Raw genomic sequence first — 23402 nt, 5'->3', positions numbered from 1 at the left:
GGCGACCCGAGGGGCATGAGATGAAGAGAATCGGCCCAGCCGACGCCAAAGCGTCCGCTGGGCCGAGCTCTGCTTCAGGGCCTTACATGATCCTCCCGGGACCACACACATCACATTCTGTAAACATTCACACCTTTCGCCACATCCGTCACGCACACCTGATCCAGCTTCGAAAGAAGCAAGGAAGCTCTGGGGGCCTGAACATGGAGGGCCTGAACGTGGAGGGCCGGACCGCCCGCTCACGCAGCCGCAAGAGTGGAACCCGCGCACTGCAGCGGGTTTTCGGCGTGCTCACGGCCACCGGCATCTGCTGCGCGGCGACGTTGCCGGCGACAGCGGCACCGGTGACGGCGGCATCGGCGGATACGGTGATGCCCACCCGCCTCACGGCTTCCGGCGCCGGTGGCTCCGGAAGCCCGGACTTCGGCCTGTCGGCCAGCACGGAATGCGTCTTCGGAGGCGACGTCATCAAGTCGACGCCGTGGTCCCTCCAGCGGATTCTCCTGGACCAGCTGTGGGGACAGGCGACGGGCAAGGGCGTCACGGTCGCGGTGATCGACACGGGCGTCGACGACTCCAATGCCCAACTGCGCAGCGCCATGGCCTCCGGTGGCAAGTCCTACGTCGGCGGCTCCGCGAACGAGGATCTCGAAGGCCACGGCACCCGGGTCGCGGGCATCATCGCCGCCCGCCCGATCAAGGGGACCGGTTTCGTGGGCCTGGCCCCCGACGCCAAGATCCTCTCCTTCCGCTACACGGGCGGAGAGGAGAAGCAGGGCAACTCGCGGACCATGTCCCAGGCGATCCGCGACGCGGTCGCCAAGGGCGCGAAGATCATCAACATCTCTTCGGACACCGCGGACAAGGAAGACAACACGGAACTGCGCAACGCCGTCGCGGCGGCCGTGAACGCGGGCGCCCTGATCGTGGCGGCCGCCGGCAACGACGGAGCCGACGGCAAGTCCGCGAAGACCTACCCCGCCTCCTACCCGGGTGTTCTGGCGGTGGCAGCCTCCGACCGTAACGACGAACGGGCCTTCTTCTCACAGTCGGGCGACTTCGTGGACGTCGCGGCACCGGGCGTCGGCATGGTCTCCACCGTCCCCAAGGGAGGCCAGTGCACCGCCGACGGTACGAGCTTCGCGGCTCCGTACGTCGCGGGCGTCGCCGCCCTTCTGAAGGAGAAGTACCCGACCTGGAGCGCGGCCCAGATCGCCACCCGTATCGAGGAAACCGCCCAGCGCCCGGGCCGCGAACCCAACCGCTTCATCGGCTGGGGTGTCGTCGATCCGGTCGCCGCCCTCTCGGAGGAGTCCACGCCGGGCACCTCTCCGAAGCCGGACCCGCCGGTCGAGGCCGGCTCGGGCGGGGCCATTCCCATGGCGGTGACCATGGGGGAGAGCGAGGCGGAACGGGAACGCCGGACAGCGATCTACGTGCTGGGCACGGGGCTGGCCCTGGTCCTGGTGATCGCGGGGAGTGGGGTGGCTGTGCGGGACTGGCGTAGCAGACGGGGTGGCCGGAGCGGACGAGCTGGACAGGTTGGGCGATTGGGTTAGCTCATCCGGGTGAATGACTTGGTCACCGATCAGGTGCCGACAACTTGAGAAACAGGGGAGAGGACAACGGGGTATGAGCAACGGAATGCGGGTTGACCTGAGCGCGCTGGATGAGGTCATCCGCAAGCTCTGGTCATTGCTGGACGACATGGACAAGGCCGGCACCACATCCAGGTACGACACGGAAATCTCACCGGATGCCTTCGGTCAGGCCAGTGACTTCGTAGAGGCCAGGGAGCTGCATTCGGCTCAAGGCGAGATGAAGGTCAAGATCGAGGGGATCATCAAGAAGCTCCACGACTTGATCGACGACTTCAGCACGAAGACCTCGAAGGTACGAGACAAGTACAACGACGAGGAGCACGAGATCAAGCACAGCATGGGCGGTGACTCGGGGGGCTCCCCGAAGGGCCGACTGGCGGAATAGTCGGGTTCCGGACAGAGCACTGACGAGGGGAGTGGGGACGTGGCCGACACGGCAGCGGATCTTCAGGCAAGCAAGCAGTACGTCGAGAATCAGGAAAGGGAAAGGGAGGCAGAGCAGAAAAGGGAACATGACCGCCTCATTGAGTCCGACAAGGTCGCACAGAACGGCGGCGGTATCGACCGCAGCGCCTTCAAGACAGAGTTCATGTCGTACTCGATCAACGGCTTGCGCAAGATGATTCTGGACTCCAACCCCGGAAAAATTGCCGAGGTTGGCAGCCACTGGAAGTCGGTCCACAACATCCTGTCCGGTGGCGACGGTGACGGCAAGGCCGGCGGTGTAGACCAGGTTTCCGCGAAGGACAGCGTCGCAGGCATGCTGCAGACCGCTGTCGACAACGCCCTGGAGCACTGGGAAGGCCAAGCAGCCGAAGCCTTCAAGCGCAGGGCGAACGAGATCGCGGCCCAGATTCGGAACGGGGCTGCCCACGCCAACTTCACGGCGGAGCAACTCTTCGCGATCAGCAAGGACCTCGATGCCGCCAAGAGCAAGATGGAGGACATCAAGGAACCGTCCTTGCTTGAGCGCGGGAGCGACAAGCTCAATGACGACTGGGACGACTCCCAGATGAAGAAGGACATGGCTGCGGGCGTTAGCGCCGACACGGTCGCCAAGGCGAACGAGAAGCAGCTTTCGCTTCAGATGGAGCGGCGACTTCAGGCTGTGGCGGTGATGGAGGAGCTGGCGGCCAACTACCAGGTTTATGCGAAGAATCTGAAGAGCGGCCTTGGTGGCCGCGATGATGAGAGAGGCATCGCGCCCCCCAGTAACGATGTGACGATGCCTCCCCCGATTGCTGTGCCAAGCGCTTCGGCAGGAGGACCGGGTGCAGCTGGCGCAGGTAACAAGCCTTGGAGCGCAGGTCCCACGAGCAGCATAAAGTCAACACCTGCGGTTTCCCGTGCTGTGGGTATTACAGGAGGTTCTCAGCTTCCGTCAACCCGAACGAAGGTGGACAGCATTTCCCCAGGTCTGACGGGGACCGGGCCCAGCGCTGGCTCTGCCAGTATCAGCGGTGGTGGCGGTGGTCTCGGTACTGGTGGAGCCCAGGGACCTGGCATCGTGGCTCCTGGCGGTATGTCCGGCCTGGGACGGGGCGCTGCCACACGCGGCGGCGTCGGAGTCCCGGGCGGTCGCGCTGGACTGGCTGGGGGGGGCGTGGCAGCCGGCCGCGGTACCGGAGGCCGAGCCGGTATGGGCGGTGTGGGGGGCGCCGGAGCTGGCGGGGCTGGTCGAAGTGGCGGAAGCGCTGGCGGTCGGGGAGCCCTCGCTAAGTCCCGTGGCGGAGTGGTCGGCGCAGCCAATGGAGTCACTGGCAAGGGCGCCGGTGGCGGTGCGGGTTTGCACGGCAGTCGGGGCGGAACGCAACGTGGTGCTATGGCGGGCGGAGCCGGTGGTATGGGCGGCCGGAACGGCCGGCGGTCCGAAGAAGAGAACAGCCGGAGTGACCGTCCCGACTACTTGGTCGAGGACGAAGAGACCTGGATCTCGGAAGAGAATCGTAACCGTAACGTTCCTCGAACCATCGAGTAGGCAGGTAAGCGGACCGGGGGAATTGGCTCCGGTCTGCTGTGAAGGCTGGCGCTACCAGTCTTAGTTGAGTGAGGAGCAAGGAATTGGTTGTCAAGCGACTCTGGTCCACGACAGGAGTCGTGGCGTTGACAGGAGCCTTGCTCCTCACCACGGCATCCACTGCTTCAGCAGATTACGTCCGCGATAAGCAGTGGGTCATAGACGTCATGGATTTCAAGAAGGTTTGGACGGAATCACAGGGGCAGGGCGTTACGGTTGCAGTCGTCGATACCGGGGTAGACGGCAGCCATCCTGACTTGACCGGTCAGGTACTAGAGGGTAGGGACGTCACTGGGGACGCCGGAGATCCTCAGGACGACACCGACGGTCATGGCACTGGGATGGCGAGTATCATCGCTGGCCACGGGCATGGGGCGGACAATTCGGCAGGTGTCATCGGCTTGGCCCCGAAGGCCAAAATCCTCCCGATCAAGGCCGCTGACTCCGTTGATGACGATTTCAATGGCGATCAGTGGGCAGAAGGAGTCAGATACGCGGTTGATCAAGGTGTAGGTGTGATCAACCTATCATTTGCCGATTCTTTCTCCTCTCCGGGCTCTAAGGGGGCAGAAGCGATCGAGTATGCGCTGCAGCACGATGTTGTTGTAGTGTCAGGAACGGGAAATGATGGAGATGCGGATCTAGAGTACCCGGCTAAGCTTCCGGGAGTGGTGGCGGTAGGCGCCGTTGATGAGTCGTTGAAAGTCTGGGAGAACTCTAATTTCGGCTCGGGAGTAACACTAGCCGCGCCTGGGGTGAATATCGCTAGAGCGGATACTAGTCAGTCCAGTGGATATGCAGAAGGCACCGGCGTCTCCGATGCTACCGCGTATGTCTCTGCGACTGCTGCTCTGGTCCGGGCGAAATATCCTAGCCTTACCGCAGGCCAGGTAATCAACCGCCTGATCAAATCGGCCACGTTCCTCGACCACGATGTCAAGAAGGTGCCCGATGACGAGTACGGCTACGGCATCATCCGTCCGTATATGGCGCTGACGATGGACATCCCCAAGGGCCCCAAGGAGGGCCCCCTCGCTCAGGCGCCATCGTCCACGAACTCCGGTCCTGCCACCGACGGCAATGACAGCGCGGATCAGGCCAAGGAAAAGAAGAATTCTTCCTCGGGCAGCATTCTCCTCATCGCTGGCATCGCAGCCGTCGTGGTCGTCATCGCTGCCCTCTTCGTAGTAATCCGCAACCGCCGAAACCGCGGCAGTGGGGGACCCGGCTCCGGTGGTGGAACTCCTCCTCACGGAACGGGTTACCCGCCTCAGCCCCCGGCGGGCTACCAGCCGTACCCCCACATGACTCCCGGGCAAGGAAGTTCTGTACACCCCGGGCAGTCTTCGCAGAATCCCAACCCCTATGCTCAACGACCTCCTCACCAAGGGCAGTAGGTCACCTTCCAGCGGAAGTTAGGGCTTTTGGTCATCGCGGTCCTCGCGTTCCCGTGGTGTTCCGCATTGCCATCAGGTGGCGCCGTAGCCGGCCTGACCGAAGCGGGGCCATATGGGCAGGTGATGGTTCCGGTGCTCTGGCTCGTAGCATGTCCACCACCAAGAAAGAAAGAAATGACTGACGGCGGAACCTCATATTACGAGCCCGGTTCAGGTAGGGAACTGGCCCGCAAATTCGAACTGCAGGCATACGACCTAAGGGACTACCTCAAGAAGTTCGAGGAAGAGACAGGGGAAGAAGCGATCACTGACGGCTTCGGCGTCCTGACGGAGTCGGCGGAGGTCACGTCCGCTTATATCTCCTACTCTGCGGATGTCGCCAGTGCCATGAAGACCGTGTATGAGCACTTGGACAGGATCGCCGACGCTTTGCGGAAAGTGAACAAGGACACCGAGGTCACCGACGACGACCTTGCGGTCCTCTTCGGGAAGCAAGCGGATGGTGACAGGTGAGCGGGAACGAGTCCGTGGCCGAGGAGATCATCGAACTCGGCATCGAGGTCATCAATCCTGGTGGCCGCCCGGACGAGTTGGAAGCCGCGGCCAAGGCGTGGCGTCAGCTGAAATCTGATGTCGAAAGCTTGATCAAGGATCTGGACAAGGGCGTCAAGGCAACGGTCGGGCACACATGGCGCGGTGAGGCAGCCGATGCCTTCCAGGCTCATTGGGACCAGTTCGCGGCCGCCGTGCTGAGTGCGACGGACGACTTCGACGAAGCCGCCAAGGGCCTCGAGGATGCCGCCAAGAGTATTCGTGAGGTCAACGAAGAGATTCACGACATCTACACGGAGATCGGGATCTCCATCGGCGTTTCGGTGGGCATGTCGTTCCTCACGCTGGGTGTCTCGGCGGCGGTCGGCACGGCGCGAGTCACCATGTTGGTTACAAGAGCTCTCGACGCTGCGGGTCGTCTGGGCAGGCTCCTACGGGCGATCGGCACCGCGTTCCGTGCTCTGTACAACTCGGGAAAAGCAGGGAAACTCCTCGCTGAAGGCGTGCTGAACTGGGCTGGTGGCACTGCCGGGGGCATGCTCACCAGCCAGCTCAGCGGCAAGGGTTGGGAAGTCAAGACCAACATGATCGGAGGCTTGACGGGGGCGACCGTCGGGACCGCCGCAGGAAAGGCCGTGACCGCGCTGGGCGGCAAGGAGATCGCCAGCGGGATTGCCGGCGGTGCGGCTGGAGGGATGTCGGGAGACTACCTGGACTCCTTGCGCAAGGGTGAGGACTACGACATCAGGCAGAGCCTCGTCACCGGTATCGCCGGAGGTGCGGCTGGCGGCCTCGGTGGCGGAGCCAGAGCAGTCGATAGGGGCCTTGACGACATGGCCCGAGGCCTGAAAAACGAGAACGAATTTTCTCCTGGCGGAGATCGGCCGGAGCATCAGCAGACCGCGATCGATACCGCCTTCGGCGCCTCCGTTCCCGTGGCTGGGGGCGTTTCCGCGAACACTGCGAAGGACGGATTCGGCGGCGTGGACAAAAGCGCAGAAGAGGCTCAGAAGGCTGCCGAACAGGGTCTGAAGGACGACCGCAGCGCGGCGACGGACCGCATTCGCGAGGACTTCGGCTGATGATTTACGCGAAAGCGCCTCGTATGCCTTTCAAAGCGGCTTCCAGGGCAGGCGGGTGGTGTGCAGGTCTGGGATTTCTGGCGACGATGTCCGTGCTTGGGCTGTGGCTGTTCGGTACCGCCCCAGAGCTTCGGCGGGAGCTGATTCTGCTCTGCCTCGGCTGCGTGCTGATCTGCGTCGTGGTGATCGCGCTGCAGCAACGGTCGTCAGGGGGACGGCGGTCGTTCAGAGAGATCGCCACAGCTGTATGCACTCAAACGGCCGAAGAGGTACATGGCTCAGCCAGAGAACTGATCTCGCTGCCACGGGTGCTCCCCTCAAGGCGAGGACAGCAGCTTCGGAGCCTTGCCTGGGGTATCGGCATCACCACTGTGCTGGTAGGGATCTCCGCACTGGCTCTGGGAACGCCGCAGAGATCGGAACTGGTGGAGCACATCCATTCGGCCGGAGCTGAGTTCGGAGTTGCGCGGGCGGAAAAGGTCAGCGATGTCCGACGGAAGTCCTCCAGAGGAAAGGACCCTTATACGGCGACGGTGGTTGTCCAGCTGCCCGTCAAAGCCGGCGGTGAGCCTGTGTCGGTAACGGTCAAGGCGACGACCAACAAGTTGTTGCACCCTGGTGACCCGGTAGAGGTCTTGTATGCGCCCGCACAGCCGCGACTGGGAGCGGTAGCGGGAGACGAGTACAGCCTCGGCTGGCAAGTTCGCGGGGAAACAATGCCCGCGTACATGCGCTGGTTCTTCATCGCCGCATGGGTACTCGGTTGCTTCGTCACCGTCACTTGGGTGTCGGCCAAACATGGTTCTCGTTCGTACGCGCATCTGGGGGAGAGAGACAAATCCATTCGGGGGCGCTACACCCGCGTCGCAGGACCTGGTGTTCAGGCTGGCCAGGAATCTTCGGGAAAGGCCGTCTACCTAGAAGTCCGGACAGACGCCGGATGGGTGCACTTCTATACGGACCTCGGAAAGCGCGGTCTGCCGGAAGTGATGGTAGGCGAGAAGCTCTGGCTGTGCTGGGACGCTCATCGCGGAGTGCGTGCTTCACGGATCTCTCCGAGTCGAACACCCGCGGTGTTGGTGTTCGACACAGGATTGGTGGTGCACGGAATGATGAGCGTTGCCCAGGCGCGATCACTGAATGACAGCGGTGTCTCTGTTGAGAAGATGGCCCCTGCTCAGAGTGAGTACCAATCTCTGCGGTTGTTTGATTTCCGCTCTTCTTGGCCTCTTGTCATTGATTCATTGATTTTGCAGATCTGTGTAGTGGTCATCGCTTGCGCCGCGTTGTTGACTTTCGACGTAGCAACCGGCTGGCGAAGTGCAGCGGGGATCATCGGGTTCCTGGGAGCGATCTCCGCCAGCGGAGTGTATTTGAGTGAGGGCACTTCCAAGAAGTCATCCACAGTATGACTGTTGATGAATCTCTTTCATCCTGCGTAGTCGCAGGTCAGTAGTACGTGGATGGCTTGGACGGTACGGCTGATGTGGCGGGTCGAGCAGCGTGCTCGTCGCATGATGCGCCAGGTCTTGAGAAGGGCGAAGGCTCGTTCGCCGGTGTGGTCGGTGGGGATGAGGGTGCCGTCGGCGATGACGTGGTCGCCTTCGCCGGGACCGGTGAGGGCTTCCTGCAAGCCGGGCGCTCACGAGGCGAAGACCTCCAGGGTTCCGTCGACGTAGCGCCAGGCGGTGGCCTCAGATATCGCGAAACCAGCTCCGAGCTGTGCGAACGTCTCGTTCTTACGCAGGTGGACGAGGGAGAGGAGGGCCTACTTGAAGCAGCCGGGTTTGCGCCGGCGAGTTCGGCGGACACGGCGATGCTCGTACAGGAGTCAGGCGACATGCTCGACGAGTTCGTGCGGGACGTCGAGCGTGGCAGGCTACGGAACCAACAGGGCCCTTTCCGGCCACCGGTGTGTTGAGTGGAATCACCACGTTGACGACGAAGGGCCCTGCCTCGTCACCACCCTAGATGACCTGTCTCTTTCACTCTCCAACGCAGGACGAAAGAGGTTCACTGCCACGATACTAAAGTGAGGCAAACGTTTGTTGCACCTCGTTGGCGGAGTGTTGCACTCCTCAATGACCGTGAGCAGCGCGAAAGGGATTTATCCGTGCAATCCAATCAACCTTATTGGCATGCACCTCCCGGGGCGGCACCTGAGATGCCGGGGCCGCTGCCCCAGGCCGTGCCGCCCGGGAAGCCGAGAGGCCGCGTCCGCAAGATCTTCGGTGTCCTGCTGATCCTGATCGGAGTGGTCCCTCTGCTGGGGGCGGGTTTCACCGTATTCAAGAATTTTCAAAACGCCGCGCAGCGGGATTCCAACGACGCTTTCATTCCCGCAGCCTGGCACAACATGGCGAGCGACGAGTTGTTCCCCGATCGTCTCACCTGGATTACTACCGCCGGAACGCATCAGCTTTGGGTGAGGCAGGGGATCGCGGAGAAAGCCGACTCCTGTGAAGACACTTTCACGGAGTATCTCGTGCGCAAGGCCCTGAAAGACAGGTGCAAGCTTGTCCTCCGGGCCACCTACACGGACCTGGGCAGCGAGATGACGGCAACGATCGGCCTCGTGGTGGCCGGATCGGTCGATGATGCTCTCTCGATCGCCTCGTCGATCGAGAGAGGCCAGTCCGAGGCTTCCAACAGCCTCCGCGTTCCGACTGTCCGGCCGCTGGCGGTTCCGGGCACTCCGGCTGCCGAGTGGAGTGACGACATGGCGTTCGGCGGCGCCGCGCAGAAGCTGTTCACCGCCGGTTCGCCCTACCTGGTGGCCGTCACGACCGGCCCCACGGATTCCGCCCGCTCGGTCGGCGAGCTGCCCGAGCCGTGGGACGTCATGGCCCATCGCGAGAAGCAGCCGTACCGCAGCATGGCGGAAGCCCTCGCGTGGGTGTACGCCGAGGACCTGGACCGAAGGATGAGGGGCAAGTGATCCGACGACTCGTCACCAGCACCGTGCTGGCAGTCTCGCTGACGGTCGCCGGCGCCTCGACGGCATCCGCTGCGCTCCCCAAGGGGTGGGAGCTGCCCGCCATGTCCGTCCCGGCGGCCCAGTCCGTGAGCCGAGGAGAAGGCGTCACCGTCGCGGTCCTCGACACCGGCATCCGCACCGACCACCCGGAGCTGAAGCACCGGGCCAAGGAAGGACCGGACTTCCTCGGTGGAGGGGACGACAAGTCCGAGCCCTGGTATGGCGGCCACGGCACGGCCATGGCGTCCAGCGTCCTCGACGTCGCGCCCGAAGCCGAGGTCCTCGGCTTGCGGGTCATCCGGGATCCGGAAGATCCCGCCTACCAGACACCGGAAGAGGCCATGGAGCAGGGCGGCTCCTCCGACAACGGGCGCGCCATCGCGCAGGCGATCACCTACGCGACGGACCACGGCGCCGACGTCATCTCGATGTCCCTGGGGTCCGGCAGCGTCTGGAACACCCTTGACAAGGACGACGTCGCGGCCGTCGAGTACGCCTTGTCGAAGGGCGTCGTACTCCTCGCCGCCGCCGGCAACGAGGGGAACGTCGAGAAAGGAGAGGACAATATCATCTCCTACCCCGCCGCCTACCCGGGCGTCATCGGTGTGGCGGCTGCCCTCCCGGACGGATCACGCGCGTCGTTTTCGTCCGTCCACTCCTACGTGGACATCGCGGCCCCGGGCGTCGACATCAACGCGGCGGACTCCCGTTCCAGCGGGCGCAAGCCCGGGGACGGGACTTCGACAGCGTGTGCACTCGCCGCGGGGGTGAGTGCACTCATCGTCTCGAAGTACCCCGATCTCGCTCCGCGCCAAGTGGCGCAGGTCCTGGAGGAGACCGCCTCGCACGGTTCCAGCGGCCCCACCGTGGAGACCGGTTACGGAATGGTCGACGCGGACGCTGCCCTGAAGGCTGCTGCCAGGCTCACTCCGCAGAAGGCGGTGCCGATCGGAGAGGCCGGCGCCGGCACGCACTTCGGCCCCGGAGACGACGGCACGCCCAAGATGGTGTCCCAGGGGCTGGATCCCGCGTACTTCGGGATCGCGGCCGCCGGAGCCTTCGTCGCCCTCGTCATCATGCTCGGTGGCTTCCTGCTCTTCCGGAGCGGTCGCCGGCTGCAACAGCAGGGACGCCTCGGTGCCGGCGGGCTCGGCGCGCCCACCGGCCCTCCCGGACAGTTCGCCCCGCCGCCGGGCCTGCCGCAGCAGAACCCGTACCAACAGTTCGCTCCGCCGCCAGGCCTGCCGCAGCAGAACCCGTACCAGCAGCCCGCCCCGCCGCCTGGTCAGTGGGCGCCCCGGGAGTAGACCTCGGCGGTGCGGAACGGGAACCAGGGATCCTGGACCCCATGGACCTGGAAGACCTAAAACGCCTGTGCCGTGCCCGGGACCTGAGGAAGGAACCCACCGTGCCGCCCCGCCGCAGGGGCGACGGTCCCTGATGTCCTTCCGCCAACCTCCCGGGCATGGCCTCGCCGGTCCTCGTCGGCGCTCTTCTGCTCGGCGAGTGCCTCGGCTGATCAGCCGTTCGCCACCGGGCCTTTGACTGTCCTCAACCGGGCGCGGGCCGACCGCTGTACGGGCCAGGCCCGTAACACTGGCCCGCGCACCCGCACTTCAGCGCTGGCACCGCCCCGAGCGGCTTTGCCCGCCGATCAGCCGGCTGCCGACGCTGTCCGAGAACGTTCGGCTCCGCCCTGGCCCGCTCACGTCCCGCTCATGGGAAGGGCTGGGGGGCTCGCACCCCGACGCCGGCGCCTGCGATCGGAAAGGACCGCTTGGACGACGCACGCGGCCCGCACCCGCGCCCTCCGAGGGTGCTGGGCCCTCCTGGCTGGTCGGCGGGCCTGTGCCGTCGAGCCGATGCTTGTGAGGGGCGGTGACAGGTCGGGCCGGAAGACCGAGACACAGGAGCACGCCCGTCCGGACCGGTGTGGCGCGGGTGGTGCGTGCGTCGCGTCGGTCAGGTGGCAGGCTCGAAGCCTTCCACCTCGTCGATCAGTTCGGCCTCGTCGGCGGCGACGTAGATCTCGTAGGCGCGCTGGATGGCGTCTTTGTGGCTGTCGACATGGAACTCGACGGCGAACATTTCACCGATGTCATATCCCTGGACGAGGTCGCGGATGGCGTCCTGGTCACCGTCCGCGACGGCGGGGGACTCGGGGGTCTCCAGGCGTCCGGCCCAGGTCCGGTGGCCAGTCAGCAGGATCGACATGGGGTCCCTTCCATGCGGTGTGGTGGTGCCGCACCTCGGGGTGGCTCGTACGGCCAGGCCCCGGAACACGATGGTCGTCGGCGGCCAGATCTGCTCGGCCTCACCGGAGCGCAGAAACCCGCGGTACCGATGAAGTGCTGCCGGGACGCGGACGAATCGGTGGCGTCGGTGGCGCCGTCCGTGCCGTCGACACAATGGGCCCGGGCGCCGGGGTTGTCCGGGCGGTCATGGCGACCGCCCGGCACTCGGCCTTGGGGGAAATTGGCCGGGACGGAGTGGACTGAGGTTGCCAGTGCTGTGGTGTGTAGCGGATACAGGGGTATGCGGTCGCGTCGGGACAGATTCCGTGCACGCGCAGGTAGTTGCGGAGGACGCGACTAAGGCCTACAAGCCGGCCGCACCATCTAGGAATTGATGCCAAATGTCATGCCTGCATCAGCAGTGATGCGAGGGTGACGGCTGCTTGGCAGGACTCGGCGGTCTTGTCGTAGCGGGTAGCGATGCCGCGCCACTGCTTGAGGCGGTGAAGCACCGTACGACGACGTTGCGCCGTTTGTAGACCTGCTTGCCGAAGGCCGGCGAGTGTCCGTCGTGGCTGCCGCGCCGGATCCGGCAGCACCTCTGGCCGGACCGTTCCGGGACGGTGTGCCGGATTTCCCGTCGCCGCAGCCGGCCGCGTATGGCCTTGGCCTTGGAACTGTGCAGCCCTTGTCGCCGATGACGTGGCCGGGTCGGTCCCGGGGCCGTCCCGGCCCGAGCCGGGGCACCTGGATCGCCTTCATCACGGCGGTGAACTGCGTGCAGTCGTTGGTGTTCCCGCTGGTGACCGTGAAGGCGAGCGGTCGACTCAGAGCGTCACAAGCCAGGTGGACCTGGCTGATCAGACCGTCTCCGAACCGGTCGAGCCCCGGGCTGCGGAGCCCCCTTCTCGTGCCCTGGCCACGTGCTGGTGAGCCCGGACGATCGTGGAGTCGACACCAGCCACTCAATGTCCCCGGCTATATCAGCCTTCGCCTGGGCGGTCCGGAGCATCCGCTCGAAGGTGCCGTCCTTGGCCCATCGACGGAAGCAGGTGTGCAGCGTGGCCCAGGAGTCGTACCGCTCGGGCACGTCCCGTCAGGACACCCCGGTCCGGAAATTCCACATGGTCCCGTTGAGGACTGTCCGGTCATCCAGCCGCCTGCTGCCCCGCTCAGACCGGGGCAGCGACGACTCCACGAAGACCTACTCCGCATCGGACAGTCCATGGCGACATATCATCCGACCATGATTCCCGACCGAAGAGCATTTGACGGAAATTCCTAATAGGCGTAAACCATGTTCGGTTCCTTCTCCACCAGCTGATTCAGTCCGGCCTGCTGCGCCCGAGCGATACGTGAAGGGTTGGCCCGCTCCCGCTCGTCGGCGAACTTTTGCCAGTCCGATGGCTGCATGAACAACATATCGTTGGTGCCAGGGACGATCATGACTCCGCCAAAGGGGAGATCACCGGCGAACCAAGCACCCCCGTCTTCGGTGCCCTTCGGCCATCGTCGGACCGTTGACGCGTTGATCGCGCGCATGAGCGGTGCGCCGTGCTGGCCGCGGGTGGAGACCTTGACAGTGAACACATTGCCAAGCAGAAGCCACTGTTCGCTCTTCTTCACCACGCGCGTGTGGTATTCGAGAGGGTAGGTGCGCAGCACTCTCTCACAGGCGGCGAGACGCCGTCCGTGCCTGGTCCGGAGAAACAGAAACAGCAGGACGAAAAGTCCGGCGGGGACGGGAAGTGCTGTGAAGAAGGAGTCCGGGACTCCCGCTGCGTGCAGCACGAACGACAGCGCGATCAAGGCCAGACCGAGAGCGACACGCCCTGTGACGTGCCTCGCCCACACGCGTTTGTTGTGCTTCAGCACCTGCTCGATATCGGGTGCCGCCGTTGGGCTCGTCATGTGGTCCTCTCCTCACCCGAAGTCGTTGCGCATCGAGGCGGCCACAGTCCCCGGATCGGGATCTGCACCACTCTTCATCGTGGGCAGTGAGGGATCGGTGAATGTCACCGTGTGCGCGACGCCAAGCAGGATGTTCCTGTAGTCATCGGCGAGCTCTACGGAGGCCGTCACCAGCTGGATCACGATGATGTCGGCGGTGCCGCTTCCTGTCACCGCGACCGTCCCTTGCCAGACCCTGCCTTGCGGAGGGGTGTCACTTCCCTCTGGTGACCTGCCTGGTGCGGTGGTGATGATCTTTTTCTCGGCGAGGAAGCCCGTGCCGCACGGTAGTTCCAGGGGACGCATGCCCTCGTCGCGGTTGCTGGCGGCTGTGCCCGCCAGGTCGGCAATCACCAGCTTGGCGTTTCCCCCGGTTGCCGGCACTGTCGAGACGGTGAGCACGGAGAAGGCGATCCCACCGGTTTCATCCGGATGTGAACCGATCAGACAGGCTTGTACACGGTTCGCATTCAGCGAGGTGACAACACCGGCGTAGAACCGTAGGACTTCCTCCGCACGGTTGCGCATCTCGTCCGGCAGGCTCAGCACCTGTCGAATCAGTCCCTCGATCTGCTCCACCGGAGGATCGAGATCCAACTGCAGGTAGCCGTGCGGAATCGCGTACCAGAAGGCCGACTCCCGCTCGCTCGCTGGCTCTGTCATGAGCTCGGTCACCGGACGATCTGCCTTCCTGGGTCTGTGACGGCGTGTGTCATACGAGTCTCAGCATTCCGGCGAGGCCGTAAAGACCGGCTCCGGCCTTGGTGAGCTCTGCAGCGTTGTGGGAGCTGCCTTCCTCCGGCAGTACCCCTTCCGCTTCGAGGGAGGAAAGGGAGTTCGCCGCAACGTTGAGGCCATTGGCACTGATGTTCCCCAGTAGCTTGGCAGAACCAGTGGCACTACCGGCTGCCGCGTCCCAGGCATCGTCCACGCTGGTCTTGGCGCTTGTCTTGAAGACGTGGCCGAACTCCCGAGTGAACTCGGTCACCTTTTCGGTGTTCTTCACGGCTACACCCATGCTGTCGGCCATGCGAAGACCGTCGGCGATTTCTCGGCCTGCCATACCGAGCGCCTTCCCGCCGGGAATCATGCCGAGTGCGTCACAGCCGAAGGAGGCATAGGCGGAGAAAGTGTCCATATTCCATCCGAATTTATCCCCCCATGGCAGGAAGGCGTCTCTGAACTCGGGGTCGGCGAAGTTCTTGGCCATGGAAGCCCCACTTGCCACCAGGGCAATGCCCGCGAACAACGGTGCAAGCGGGGTAGGGAAGAGCGCCAGCAGGCCGGCGATCGCACCAATGGTCCCGGCATGTTCCAGCAGGAACTCACCGGTTGCCTTGATGCCATCCCAGATGGCATCAACAGCCTTGCTCAGCCAACCAGGTTCCTTCGGCGCCAGCTTGTCCGTGGCGTCATCGAGTGACTTGGCGACCGTCTCCGCATGGTCTGCATGGGTGGTCTCCAGCTCCCGAGCCTTCGCGATGACGTCCTCGTACTCGCCGTTGGCTTTGTTCAGCGCAAGGGTCGCTTCGTTGAGGCTGCGCTCAGCCGCCCGCAGCCGCGCAGTCGCCGCATCGGCTTCTTCCTGCGTGGGGAACTGCTGGCCGGCGAGCCCGAGGTCCGGATGCTTCTCTGCCCGGGCGTGACGTTCTTTGGCTGTTGCGATCGCGGACTTCTTTTCGGCCGCGACATCGTCGTACTTCTGCGCCAAGTCACGGTTGGACGTCAGATGGCCGTCCCAGTTGGCCAGCTGCGCCGCCGCCTTCTCCAATGAACGGGCGGCGTTCTTGATATAGGTCGGCAGTTCGCCGTCGATGGCTTCTCGGAACGCCTTCGCCGCGTCGCCTTCCCAATAGCTGCTTTCTCCGATCAGCTTGTCGAGCTGTGTGTGACAGCTACGCAGCGCGGTGGCGGCCGAAGCCACCTTCTGCTTCAGGGCATTGACCTCACTCGGGATGCCGGGTACAGGATTCCAGCCGAGGTTGGGGTAAGGGTTCACGGCCATTAATTTGTTCCCCCCTGTCTTGAGGTTTCCTGCTCAGCCATCTTCTTGAAGGCTTCCTCAAGAGCGTCTTCTACCTCTTCGTATGCCTTCTTGTTCGACTTCACGCCCTCGCTGACGGCTTCCACCATTTCTTTGGTCTGCTCGGAACCGTACTTCCAGCGCTCCTGAAATCCATCACAAGCTTCATCGAGACGTTTGGTCCCGATTTGGTCGGCGCGAACGTGAGCCAGAGCAGCCCGTGCCTCGTTCAGATCCCTGACACAGCCTTCTAGGATTTTAAGGAACTGCCCCAGTTGGTCCGTATCCGTCTTGAAATGATCCCCCATGAAAAGACTCCTGAAGTGGTTGCTGGATTGCCGACCGAATCCGTGGTGGCGAATGGTCCGTCAACGAGACCCCAATGACCGGGCAGGTTAGCACTCTAGCTGTAGAGCATGATCTTGCCGCTGGGACTTGGCGCGGGAACGAGTGCGGCCACCGTTGATCACCGTGGCTTGTGTGGAGTGACGATGAGACGGCGGTCGCGCATCACCGCACAGGTCCCGCTCATTGAACCTCTTTCATCCTGCGCTGGAGGGTGAAATGGGCTGGTCAGCGGGTGTGGTGACGAGGCAGGGCCCCTCGTCGTTGGCGTGGTGATTCCACTCAGCACACCGGCGACCGAAGGGGCCCTGTTGGTTCCGTATCCTGCCACGCTCGACGTCCCGCACGAGCTCGTCGAGCATGTCGCCTGGCTGCTGTACGAACACCGTCGGGTCCGCAACACACGTTGGCGCAAGCTCGGCTGCTTCAAGCAGGCGCTGCTCACGCTGGTGCATCTGCGTAAGAACGAGACGTTCTCGCAGCTCGGAGCGGGTTTCGGTATATCGCAGGCCACCGCCTGGCGGTACGTGGACGAGGCCTTGGATGTTCTGGCCTCATGGGCGCCCGGCCTTCATGAAGCCCTCACCGGGCTCGGTGAGGGCGACCATGTCATCGTTGACGGCACCCTGATCCCCGCCGACCGGATCCGCGCGGACGAGCCGTACTACTCGATGAAGCACCGCAAGCACGGCATGAACGTGCAGGTCATCACCCGTTCCGACGGCACACCGCTCTGGTTCTCCCGCGCGACGCCGGGCAGAACCCACGACCTGACCGCGGCCCGTGCCCACGGCATCGTCCAGGCCTGCCTGACCCGGCAGATCCTCGTTCTCGCGGACCGCGCCTACCAGGGCGCCGGCGCCACGTTCCGTACCCCGTACTACCACCACCGCGAACAGCCCGAGCACTACCAGCAGTTCAACCGCGACCACGCCCGACTGAGAGCCCCCGGCGAACGCGCCTTCGCGCAGCTGAAGTCCTGGCGACTGCTCCGGCGAGCCAGATGCTCCACCCGCCGCATCGGCACCATTGTCCAGGCCGTCCACACACTCCTGACCTGCAACTATTCAGGATGAAAGAGGTTCATTGAGTACAGGTGCGGTCGCTGTGGAGGAGGGCGAGAGTGAGCAGGGCCTGTCGGCCCGTACTCAGGAGCCGCCAACGGGCGCCGAGGGTGCGGTGGCGCTCTCGCAGGCGAGCGGATAGGAAGCGCAGGGCAGAGGTGGACACGTCGATGCCGAACGGAGGAACAAGCGAGCAAAGCCTCCAGCGCAGGTGGTCCTCTTGGTCGAAAACCCACCTACCAGGGCCTTCATCTGTCTATCAGGCCAACTACCCAGTCCAGTCAGCAAGTTGGAAAAGGGGCGCTGTTGCCGTTTGGGTGGAGGAGGCCCGGAGCTGCGACCCGGTGGCGATCGGTTGTGGCTGCAGGGCGTCAGGTACATCTTGTGTACCGGCGTAACCGCCGCTCCTGGTACGGAGGCGGGAGGCGGCCTGGGACAGGGCTGTTCGTTGGTGGCTGAACGGATGGCAGGAGGCCGGCGCCTTCGATCGGTCCCGGCCGCGGTGGTGCCGTGGCCCGATGACGCCGGGTCTCGCTCATCGGTCCGACGCGCTGGTCTTTCGGAGTGCTGCCTGAACTTCGTACGGGGCTCCGGTGCGGGCCGCCGGGCCTGACCCCTGGTTATGGTCCAGGCTCTTGACCCTCCGTATTGCCAGGACGCGCTCTGAGGGGCGGACTTGTGGTCGATGGCGAAACCGCTCCTGGGCAGTGGCCGATACGGTCGGGGCCTTGCCAGAGAAGCTTTGCCGGACGAGTTGGTGCCGGCCTGTCACCAACGGTGGAAGGAGATGGTTGGAAACGTGGAGGCGTCGTGGCCGGGGACGTCACAGGTCCAGCCTGTGTTCGGGCCGACAACGGATGCCGTAGGGGTGCCGACCTGCCTCGGGATTCCATAGCCGTGATGCGTCCATGAGGTAGTGGTGCCAAAGCGTTGTTCAGGGGCGTGCGGCCGCCCGCTCTTGGACCAGCGTCAGGCCCGAGCAGTCGTGTCCGCCGGAGGGGTCCGGTCCGTACACCCAGTACAGGGCGGCGAGCTGCGCCAGCAGCAGTACGGGGACCAGGCACGAGGCCGCCACGGCCACCCGCCCCTGCCACACGGACCCCGGCCGCTGCCCCCGCCGGTGCGCCCGGCGGCGCAGGGACAGCAGGAGCAGCAGGGCGGCCAGGCCGCACACCGGGGCGGCCCAGGCGGTGACGTACATCCGTGTCGACGGCCCCAGGTACCGGCAGTTCCGGAAAGTGTCGCCCTCGAAGGAGAAGTGGGCCGCGAGCAGCCCCGCCGAGGCGGCGACCAGGACCGGCACCAGCAGGGACCAGCGGCGCCAGGAGGGGGCGGGGGTTGCGGCGGTGGTGGCCGGCGCGGGGTGCGTGGGTGTGCTCATCAGTACCAGTCCGGGTTGGGGCGCACGATCCGTATGTTCTGCTGCCCCTCGTGCTTCTCGGTCGCGGGCAGCCGGCCTTCCAGGCTGACGTTCCGGTACGAGTCGCTGTGCTGGGTGTACTTGATCTCGCCGTCCGGCATCACCGCGGTGACGATCGCCGCGTGGTGCGTGTTGCCCTTCTCGATCGCGTCGTTGGGGCCGGACTGCTCGTAGTAGATGATGTCGCCCGGTCTCACCTCCGAGCGGGGGACCTCGGTGCCGCCGTGCTTGAGCATGAAGTTCTGGTGGTTCTCGGCGGCGGCCCAGGTGTCGGAGTAGGCGAGCCGCTTGTCGACCGAGTCGACGCCGGTGCGGTTCCCGATCATCCAGGAGTCGTCGTCCGAGGTGCCCCAGATGCTGGTCTTCTCCCTCATGCCCGCGTGCAGCAGGGCGTTGGAGACGAAGTTGGTGCAGTTGTTGCCGAAGTCGGTGGGGTCTTCCTTGTCCCAGTGGGCGAGGGCGTACTCGACGAGCTTCACGCGGTCGTACTTGCCGTTGCCGCGCAGTTCCCGGCGTACGTCGGCCGGGATGCCGTCCAGGTTGGCGAGGGCGACCGGCTGGGCCAGCATCATGTCCTTGCGCTGCTGGGCGGACAGGCCGTTCCACCAGTTGCGGACCGTCGTCGGGTCCTCGTCCACCGGGATGTCGGCGGCGAGCATCTGCATCTGGACGTGCGAGGCGTGCGTCTGGAGGTCGTTGAGCGCCTTGGAGGGGTCGGTGACACCCGTCTGACCGGCGAGTTTGGCGAACTCGGCGGCGGCCAGCCTGTCGGCGGTGGTGACCTGTTCCACGGCCTGGTCGATGAGGTCCTGCACCTGCGTCCGGTACGGGCCCATCTCCTCGGCCTCCATGCGGCTGCGCGGGGACGGGCCGGTGATCGTCCCGTCGGCGCCGATCTCCAGGCCGTAGCGGGTGGCGAGTTCCACCGCCTCCCGCATGGTGCTGTGCGCGGTCTCGAGGGTGGTCGTCATGCCGTCGGCGACCATGTTGACGGCGAGGAGGATGTCGTACGCCGCCTCCAGCTGGTCGGCGAGCCGCTCGAACTCGGCGGCCGCCGTGGCGCCGACCTCGTCCGTCCAGTTGTCCTTCAGGGGCTTGGCGCCGTACTCGCGCAGGTCCTTGGCCGCGTCCAGCGCGTACTTGGCGAGGGCGTGCCATTCGTCGGCGGCGGTCGCCCACTTCCCGGGACGGGCGTTGTTGATCCCCGCGTACGAGACCACGGTCAGGCCCTCCCCAGGTCGTCGAGGCCGGCCCGCAGCCGCGACTCCGCCTCGGCGTCCGCGCGGTCGTAGCCGTCCGCGGACTCCCGCAGCTTCCGGCTGAGCTCCCCCATCCGCTTGGCGAGGGAGATCATGTGCTCCTCCCACTTGAGAGCACAGACCTTGAGCTGGACCGGGCTCTCCCAGCCGTTGCCGTAGTGGGAGCCGTAGACGTCGTCGCTGGTGTCGAGGGAGTGGCTGAGGCGCTTCATCACTTGGCGGGACAAGGACTCCGTGTCGTCGGCCACGGCACGCACTTGAGGCGCATTGATATCGACGTCTGCCATGGAGACTCCCCCGATACGAACAGGCTGTTGCTAGAACCGATGAACCGGCGCATTTCAGGCTCGCAGTTGCAGTTGAACTCGGATTCGTTCGAATGCGGCGGCCATCGTACGGGGCATCCGGCCTTCGCGGGGTCCCAGTTCCTGGCCTTGGGAGTCCCTGCACAGCCGATCACACGGTTCTCCTCTGGATCTCCACATCCGGGTGTCGGACCCTGTGCGAGACCACAAGGTCATGTGTGCGGAATTCGTTCTCGAAAGGGGTTGGGTGTATTCATGGCTGTTCCAGGCGGAATACGAAGAATTGAGTTCATGGCAATCGTCCAGGAAGGAGCCTTTCAGGTTCCCCAAGAGGGGCACCTGGAAGGCCGTGTGACGGACGGCCGGTGTTGAGCTGACGTAGCCTGCGAGGTTCCCGTGTCGGCTGTGTGTTGAAGCGCTCGCGCATGCGTTGGTAGGTTCACGCTGGCCAACCCATGCCGATCCTTCCGATGAGGTATCCCTTGGACAGCACCCCCGAGCGTTCCGACAGGCGCGTAGACGAATCCGAGTTTCTGGAGATGACCCAGCAGGACGCCGTCCAGGCCAGGATCCTGCGGCAGTCCCTGGAACATCTCGCCTCAGGTCTGGGAGGCGACACGCTCAAGGAAATGGCTCAGGAGGTCCTCTCCGGGCGTATGGGGCTGCGCGAGGCGGCCCATGTGTCGGCCTATGCCGAGCAGGCCGTCGAGCAAGCAGCTCCGCTTGCCGAGAAGTGGGCCTCCCTGTCCGACAGCGAGCGTGACGCGCTCGCGGCGGAGGGGGAACGACGGTTCGAGGAAGAGCGGCGTGCGGAGTCCGAGAACCGGTCGGGTGCGAAGGCGCGTCACGACGGGCGTGGCTGGTCCTTGTACTGAGCGGCTGTATCCGGTGGCGAGTGACCGTGCCCGGTGGCCGGCCTGTCGGCGGGGCAACTGATGCAGGTGTTGGGGGAGAGTTGAACTTCCGTGTGGAACCCGGTGCGATCGACGGCTTCTCGAAGCTGGTGGGACGTGCCGCGGACGGCAGCGCACAGGCCGTGTCGTACGCAGGTACGCATACACAGATCGACAAGTCGATGGGCGGGGACGCCTGGGACCTCGTCGCGGGTGACCACGATCGCTATGTGAGCGAGGCCAAGAAGGCTCTGGAGAAGGTCAAGAGCGTCCTGGAGGCGTCCGAGAAGGAGCTGGCGGGCACGGCCAGGTACTACCGGGAGACGGACCGGGACGAGGCGGCCAAACTCGACGCCACCTATCCGGGTTCCAAGGTGTCGGCAGGTGGCTCCGGGGGTGATGCGCACGACTTCTCCGACGCCAGCGACGCCGCGGATACGCTGAAACCGCCGGGCGGAGACAGCAACAACCCTTTCGCTAAGTATGCCTCGGGCCACGCGGACGAGTACAAGATGAACCCGGTGCAGAAGACGCTCGGCAGCGTTCTCGACCTGGGCAGTCCCTCGGCGATGGCGGTGGAGGCGTCCAAGCTGCTCTTCGACTTCGACCCCTTCGCCGTTGCGACGAATTGGGTGTTCGGAGACTGGAACAAGTACAACGACTGCTCCGACGCGTGGGGCAACCTGGCGTCGTTCTGTGAAGCGGTGGCCGCCAACGTACGCAAGGGCAACCAGAATGTCGCTCTCAGCTGGGACGGCAACGCCGCGAACGCCGCCACCGTGTACTTCGACGAGTTCAGCAAGAAACTCGACGAGATCAAGGAGACCTTCAAGTCCCTGCAGGAGAGCTATGCCCAGGCAGCGCAGATGGCGTTCCAGTTCGCCGAGTTCCTCAAGTCGTTCTTGGTGATGTTCTGCGACCTGCTCGTCATCTGGCTGGTCAACCTGCTCGCGGCGCAGGCCGTCAACGCGATCCCCGTCGGCGGGCAGGCCGCGTCGGTGGCCATGTTCGCGCTGGCCGCGGCGCAGGCGGTGCGGCTCATGCAGATGTGGGCCGAGGCGGCCAAGGCGTTCGACACGTTCGCGGCGGCACTGAGCGCGCTCGGCGTGGCCATGTCCGCGGCCGTCAACGGATTCTCGGCGGCAGACGGTTTTCCCCAGGTAGGCACCGGTGGTTACGACCACCGGGCGGTGTAGCGGAGAGGGCGGTCAGGGACATGGGTTTTCCCGGTGGGGCAGACGATCTTGAGCGTTTCCTCACACGTTCTTGTTACCTGAGCGTCGTGGCGGTCCCGTGCTTCTGGGGGATCATGGTCTTCTTCACCGTGGAGGAAGGCTGGCACTTCAGCTTTCTCATCACCTACGTCCTTTCGCCGATTGCCGCGTACCTCGGTATCCGGGGGAAACGGGAGATCCGTGCGGGGATGGCGGCGGCGGCGCTCGGACTCGCCGGTGCCGTACTGCCGTTGACGCTCGCGCTGGCGTCTATGGAGAGCACATGACGTGGACGGCTTGCCAGGCGAGGGCGCCGGCAGTTCGGTCGGTGTGATGGGAGGGCCGTCGTGCCCCGGCCGGCAGCCGGCCCGCGGGGGTCGGCGAGCGGTACAGCGGTGGTTTCTCGCTGTACCGGTCACGGAACACCTTGACGGAGCACCCAGCGAGTGGGACTCGGGCCAAGGGCAGGGGCTGCCGACCTGGCCCGGGCGGCGATTCGAACCGGCACCGATGCGGTGTCACGCCCGGCGGTGCCTGTCACCGACGACGTGGGCGAGACCCCAGGCGGCGGCTGCGGCGACCAGGAGGCCGAGTGGGGAGAACAAGTCCGCCCCGCCGCCAGTCTCGTCGGTCCACCAAGCCTTGGCAGGGAAGAAGGGGTCGTATCCAAGCGTGTCCAAGATGGCCGTGGGCGCGCTGCTCTCAGCAATGATGAGCAGAAGGGCGTTGGTGTAGCCGAAGAAGGCGCCGAGCGCGGCGACAACGGCCCCGCCGATCCGGGCGCCGTTGCTGCGGTGCCCCACCAAGCCGACCAATGCGCCGACCATCGCTCGGGACTGCTGCGTGATCGGGTGACAGTCGGGTTTACGCAGCGAGTGTTGTGTGCGGGGCCATGATGGTTTCGTACTCGATGGGCGTCAATCGGCCCAGGCGGACCTGGCGCCGTCTGCGGTGGTAGGTGCGCTCGATCCAGGTGAGCTGCCCCGAGTTTCGTAGAGTCCGGTGATCTTGTTTCAGGCGGACTGCGGGGAGGCTTCCTGTTGTCGCCGCCCGTCGCGTTCGTACTCGG

Annotated in this window: 22 protein-coding genes and 2 pseudogenes; 13 read left to right on the top strand and 11 right to left on the bottom strand. The window is 64.8% G+C overall.

Translation table 11 applies throughout. The features are described 5' to 3' along the window. Positions 1–371 precede the first annotated feature (371 nt). The 7 genes from mycP (ABZ340_RS33475) to ABZ340_RS33445 all read left to right on the top strand — a co-directional run bounded on the left by mycP (ABZ340_RS33475) (position 372) and on the right by ABZ340_RS33445 (position 8061). The gene (gene mycP, locus ABZ340_RS33475) at positions 372–1559 is read left to right on the top strand and encodes a type VII secretion-associated serine protease mycosin (protein ID WP_358785644.1); all 1188 of its coding nucleotides are present in this window, start codon (positions 372–374) and stop codon (positions 1557–1559) included. A 73-nt stretch (positions 1560–1632) separates the two neighbouring features. Beyond that, entirely contained in the window at positions 1633–1986 is a 354-nt protein-coding gene (locus ABZ340_RS33470; RefSeq protein ID WP_358785643.1) for a hypothetical protein, read from the top strand. Between the two features lie 39 nt (positions 1987–2025). Then, positions 2026–3579 (top strand): hypothetical protein, encoded by a 1554-nt coding sequence (locus ABZ340_RS33465; protein ID WP_358785642.1) that lies wholly within the window; start codon positions 2026–2028, stop codon positions 3577–3579. Positions 3580–3647: 68 nt separating this feature from the next. Beyond that, a complete protein-coding gene (mycP, locus tag ABZ340_RS33460; RefSeq protein WP_358785641.1) occupies positions 3648–5015 on the top strand; it encodes a type VII secretion-associated serine protease mycosin in 1368 nt (455 codons plus the stop codon). Positions 5016–5189: 174 nt separating this feature from the next. After that, on the top strand, positions 5190–5528 hold the full coding sequence (locus ABZ340_RS33455) for a hypothetical protein (RefSeq protein ID WP_358785640.1): 339 nt from the start codon (positions 5190–5192) through the stop codon (positions 5526–5528). A gap of 14 nt (positions 5529–5542) precedes the next feature. Continuing rightward, a complete protein-coding gene (locus ABZ340_RS33450) occupies positions 5543–6649 on the top strand; it encodes a WXG100 family type VII secretion target (protein WP_358785639.1) in 1107 nt (368 codons plus the stop codon). After that, on the top strand, positions 6649–8061 hold the full coding sequence (locus ABZ340_RS33445) for a hypothetical protein (RefSeq protein WP_358785638.1): 1413 nt from the start codon (positions 6649–6651) through the stop codon (positions 8059–8061). The genes ABZ340_RS33450 and ABZ340_RS33445 overlap by 1 nt, the downstream gene beginning before the upstream one ends. Before the next feature lie 17 nt (positions 8062–8078). On the opposite strand, the pseudogene ABZ340_RS33440 reads toward ABZ340_RS33445, so the two are convergent. Further along, positions 8079–8583, bottom strand: a pseudogene (locus ABZ340_RS33440) (transposase family protein). Between the two features lie 179 nt (positions 8584–8762). Between ABZ340_RS33440 and ABZ340_RS33435 the strand changes: the two are divergent. After that, a complete protein-coding gene (locus tag ABZ340_RS33435; RefSeq protein WP_358785637.1) occupies positions 8763–9587 on the top strand; it encodes a hypothetical protein in 825 nt (274 codons plus the stop codon). Next, positions 9584–10933 (top strand): S8 family serine peptidase, encoded by a 1350-nt coding sequence (locus ABZ340_RS33430; protein ID WP_358785636.1) that lies wholly within the window; start codon positions 9584–9586, stop codon positions 10931–10933. The genes ABZ340_RS33435 and ABZ340_RS33430 overlap by 4 nt, the downstream gene beginning before the upstream one ends. Before the next feature lie 655 nt (positions 10934–11588). On the opposite strand, the gene ABZ340_RS33425 is transcribed toward ABZ340_RS33430, so the two are convergent. The 6 genes and pseudogenes from ABZ340_RS33425 to ABZ340_RS33400 form a co-directional block, all read right to left on the bottom strand. Next, positions 11589–11840 (bottom strand): hypothetical protein, encoded by a 252-nt coding sequence (locus tag ABZ340_RS33425; protein WP_358785635.1) that lies wholly within the window; start codon positions 11838–11840, stop codon positions 11589–11591. Between the two features lie 424 nt (positions 11841–12264). Continuing rightward, positions 12265–13058: pseudogene (locus ABZ340_RS33420) on the bottom strand (IS5 family transposase). Between the two features lie 83 nt (positions 13059–13141). Next, positions 13142–13771, bottom strand: coding sequence for a hypothetical protein (locus tag ABZ340_RS33415; protein ID WP_358785634.1), 630 nt, complete (start codon positions 13769–13771; stop codon positions 13142–13144). A 12-nt stretch (positions 13772–13783) separates the two neighbouring features. Beyond that, entirely contained in the window at positions 13784–14485 is a 702-nt protein-coding gene (locus ABZ340_RS33410) for a hypothetical protein (protein ID WP_358785633.1), read from the bottom strand. A gap of 37 nt (positions 14486–14522) precedes the next feature. Beyond that, the gene (locus tag ABZ340_RS33405) at positions 14523–15815 is read right to left on the bottom strand and encodes a putative T7SS-secreted protein (protein ID WP_358785632.1); all 1293 of its coding nucleotides are present in this window, start codon (positions 15813–15815) and stop codon (positions 14523–14525) included. After that, positions 15815–16141, bottom strand: a complete 327-nt coding sequence (locus ABZ340_RS33400) for a hypothetical protein (RefSeq protein ID WP_358785631.1) — start codon at positions 16139–16141, stop codon at positions 15815–15817. Before ABZ340_RS33400 ends, ABZ340_RS33405 begins: the two co-directional genes overlap by 1 nt. A gap of 306 nt (positions 16142–16447) precedes the next feature. On the opposite strand from ABZ340_RS33400, the gene ABZ340_RS33395 reads away from it, so the two are divergent. Beyond that, on the top strand, positions 16448–17254 hold the full coding sequence (locus tag ABZ340_RS33395) for an IS5 family transposase (RefSeq protein WP_358785630.1): 807 nt from the start codon (positions 16448–16450) through the stop codon (positions 17252–17254). Between the two features lie 922 nt (positions 17255–18176). Here ABZ340_RS33395 and ABZ340_RS33390 read toward each other — a convergent pair. From ABZ340_RS33390 to ABZ340_RS33380, 3 genes are read right to left on the bottom strand one after another with little or no spacing between them, the layout of a single operon-like run. Continuing rightward, positions 18177–18623 carry a hypothetical protein gene (locus tag ABZ340_RS33390; RefSeq protein ID WP_358785629.1) on the bottom strand — a complete coding sequence of 149 codons (447 nt, stop codon included), beginning with the start codon at positions 18621–18623 and terminating at the stop codon, positions 18177–18179. Beyond that, positions 18623–19882: an amidase domain-containing protein gene (locus ABZ340_RS33385; RefSeq protein WP_358785628.1), complete on the bottom strand. Its 1260-nt coding sequence runs from the start codon at positions 19880–19882 to the stop codon at positions 18623–18625. Before ABZ340_RS33385 ends, ABZ340_RS33390 begins: the two co-directional genes overlap by 1 nt. Before the next feature lie 2 nt (positions 19883–19884). After that, positions 19885–20208, bottom strand: a complete 324-nt coding sequence (locus ABZ340_RS33380) for a type VII secretion target (RefSeq protein WP_358785627.1) — start codon at positions 20206–20208, stop codon at positions 19885–19887. 500 nt (positions 20209–20708) lie between these two features. Between ABZ340_RS33380 and ABZ340_RS33375 the strand changes: the two genes are divergently transcribed. The 3 genes from ABZ340_RS33375 to ABZ340_RS33365 all read left to right on the top strand — a co-directional run bounded on the left by ABZ340_RS33375 (position 20709) and on the right by ABZ340_RS33365 (position 22620). After that, complete coding sequence (locus ABZ340_RS33375; protein WP_358785626.1) at positions 20709–21101, top strand: hypothetical protein; 393 nt, start codon at positions 20709–20711, stop codon at positions 21099–21101. Positions 21102–21181: 80 nt separating this feature from the next. Next, on the top strand, positions 21182–22315 hold the full coding sequence (locus ABZ340_RS33370) for a hypothetical protein (protein WP_358785625.1): 1134 nt from the start codon (positions 21182–21184) through the stop codon (positions 22313–22315). 113 nt (positions 22316–22428) lie between these two features. Then, entirely contained in the window at positions 22429–22620 is a 192-nt protein-coding gene (locus ABZ340_RS33365; RefSeq protein WP_358785624.1) for a hypothetical protein, read from the top strand. Between the two features lie 231 nt (positions 22621–22851). Here ABZ340_RS33365 and ABZ340_RS33360 read toward each other — a convergent pair whose 3' ends face one another. After that, positions 22852–23160, bottom strand: coding sequence for a hypothetical protein (locus ABZ340_RS33360; RefSeq protein WP_358785623.1), 309 nt, complete (start codon positions 23158–23160; stop codon positions 22852–22854). Positions 23161–23402 lie beyond the last annotated feature (242 nt).

Source organism: Streptomyces sp. NPDC006134 (assembly GCF_040628835.1).
Taxonomy (GTDB): Bacteria; Actinomycetota; Actinomycetes; order Streptomycetales; family Streptomycetaceae; genus Streptomyces.
The sequence above is the reverse complement of the archived record's forward strand: the minus strand, read 5'-3'. Positions and strand labels throughout refer to the sequence as shown.

Bases quoted from the DNA above. Each gene is read 5' to 3' on its own strand.
- ABZ340_RS33470 (WP_358785643.1), top strand. From the start codon at position 1,633: ATGAGCAACGGAATGCGGGTTGACCTGAGCGCGCTGGATGAGGTCATC.
- ABZ340_RS33380 (WP_358785627.1), bottom strand. From the start codon at position 20,208: ATGGCAGACGTCGATATCAATGCGCCTCAAGTGCGTGCCGTGGCCGAC.
- ABZ340_RS33365 (WP_358785624.1), top strand. From the start codon at position 22,429: ATGGTCTTCTTCACCGTGGAGGAAGGCTGGCACTTCAGCTTTCTCATC.
- ABZ340_RS33400 (WP_358785631.1), bottom strand. From the start codon at position 16,141: ATGGGGGATCATTTCAAGACGGATACGGACCAACTGGGGCAGTTCCTT.
- ABZ340_RS33405 (WP_358785632.1), bottom strand. From the start codon at position 15,815: ATGGCCGTGAACCCTTACCCCAACCTCGGCTGGAATCCTGTACCCGGC.
- ABZ340_RS33425 (WP_358785635.1), bottom strand. From the start codon at position 11,840: ATGTCGATCCTGCTGACTGGCCACCGGACCTGGGCCGGACGCCTGGAG.
- ABZ340_RS33390 (WP_358785629.1), bottom strand. From the start codon at position 18,623: ATGAGCACACCCACGCACCCCGCGCCGGCCACCACCGCCGCAACCCCC.
- ABZ340_RS33415 (WP_358785634.1), bottom strand. From the start codon at position 13,771: ATGACGAGCCCAACGGCGGCACCCGATATCGAGCAGGTGCTGAAGCAC.
- ABZ340_RS33445 (WP_358785638.1), top strand. From the start codon at position 6,649: ATGATTTACGCGAAAGCGCCTCGTATGCCTTTCAAAGCGGCTTCCAGG.
- mycP (WP_358785644.1), top strand. From the start codon at position 372: ATGCCCACCCGCCTCACGGCTTCCGGCGCCGGTGGCTCCGGAAGCCCG.
- ABZ340_RS33360 (WP_358785623.1), bottom strand. From the start codon at position 23,160: ATGGTCGGCGCATTGGTCGGCTTGGTGGGGCACCGCAGCAACGGCGCC.
- ABZ340_RS33455 (WP_358785640.1), top strand. From the start codon at position 5,190: ATGACTGACGGCGGAACCTCATATTACGAGCCCGGTTCAGGTAGGGAA.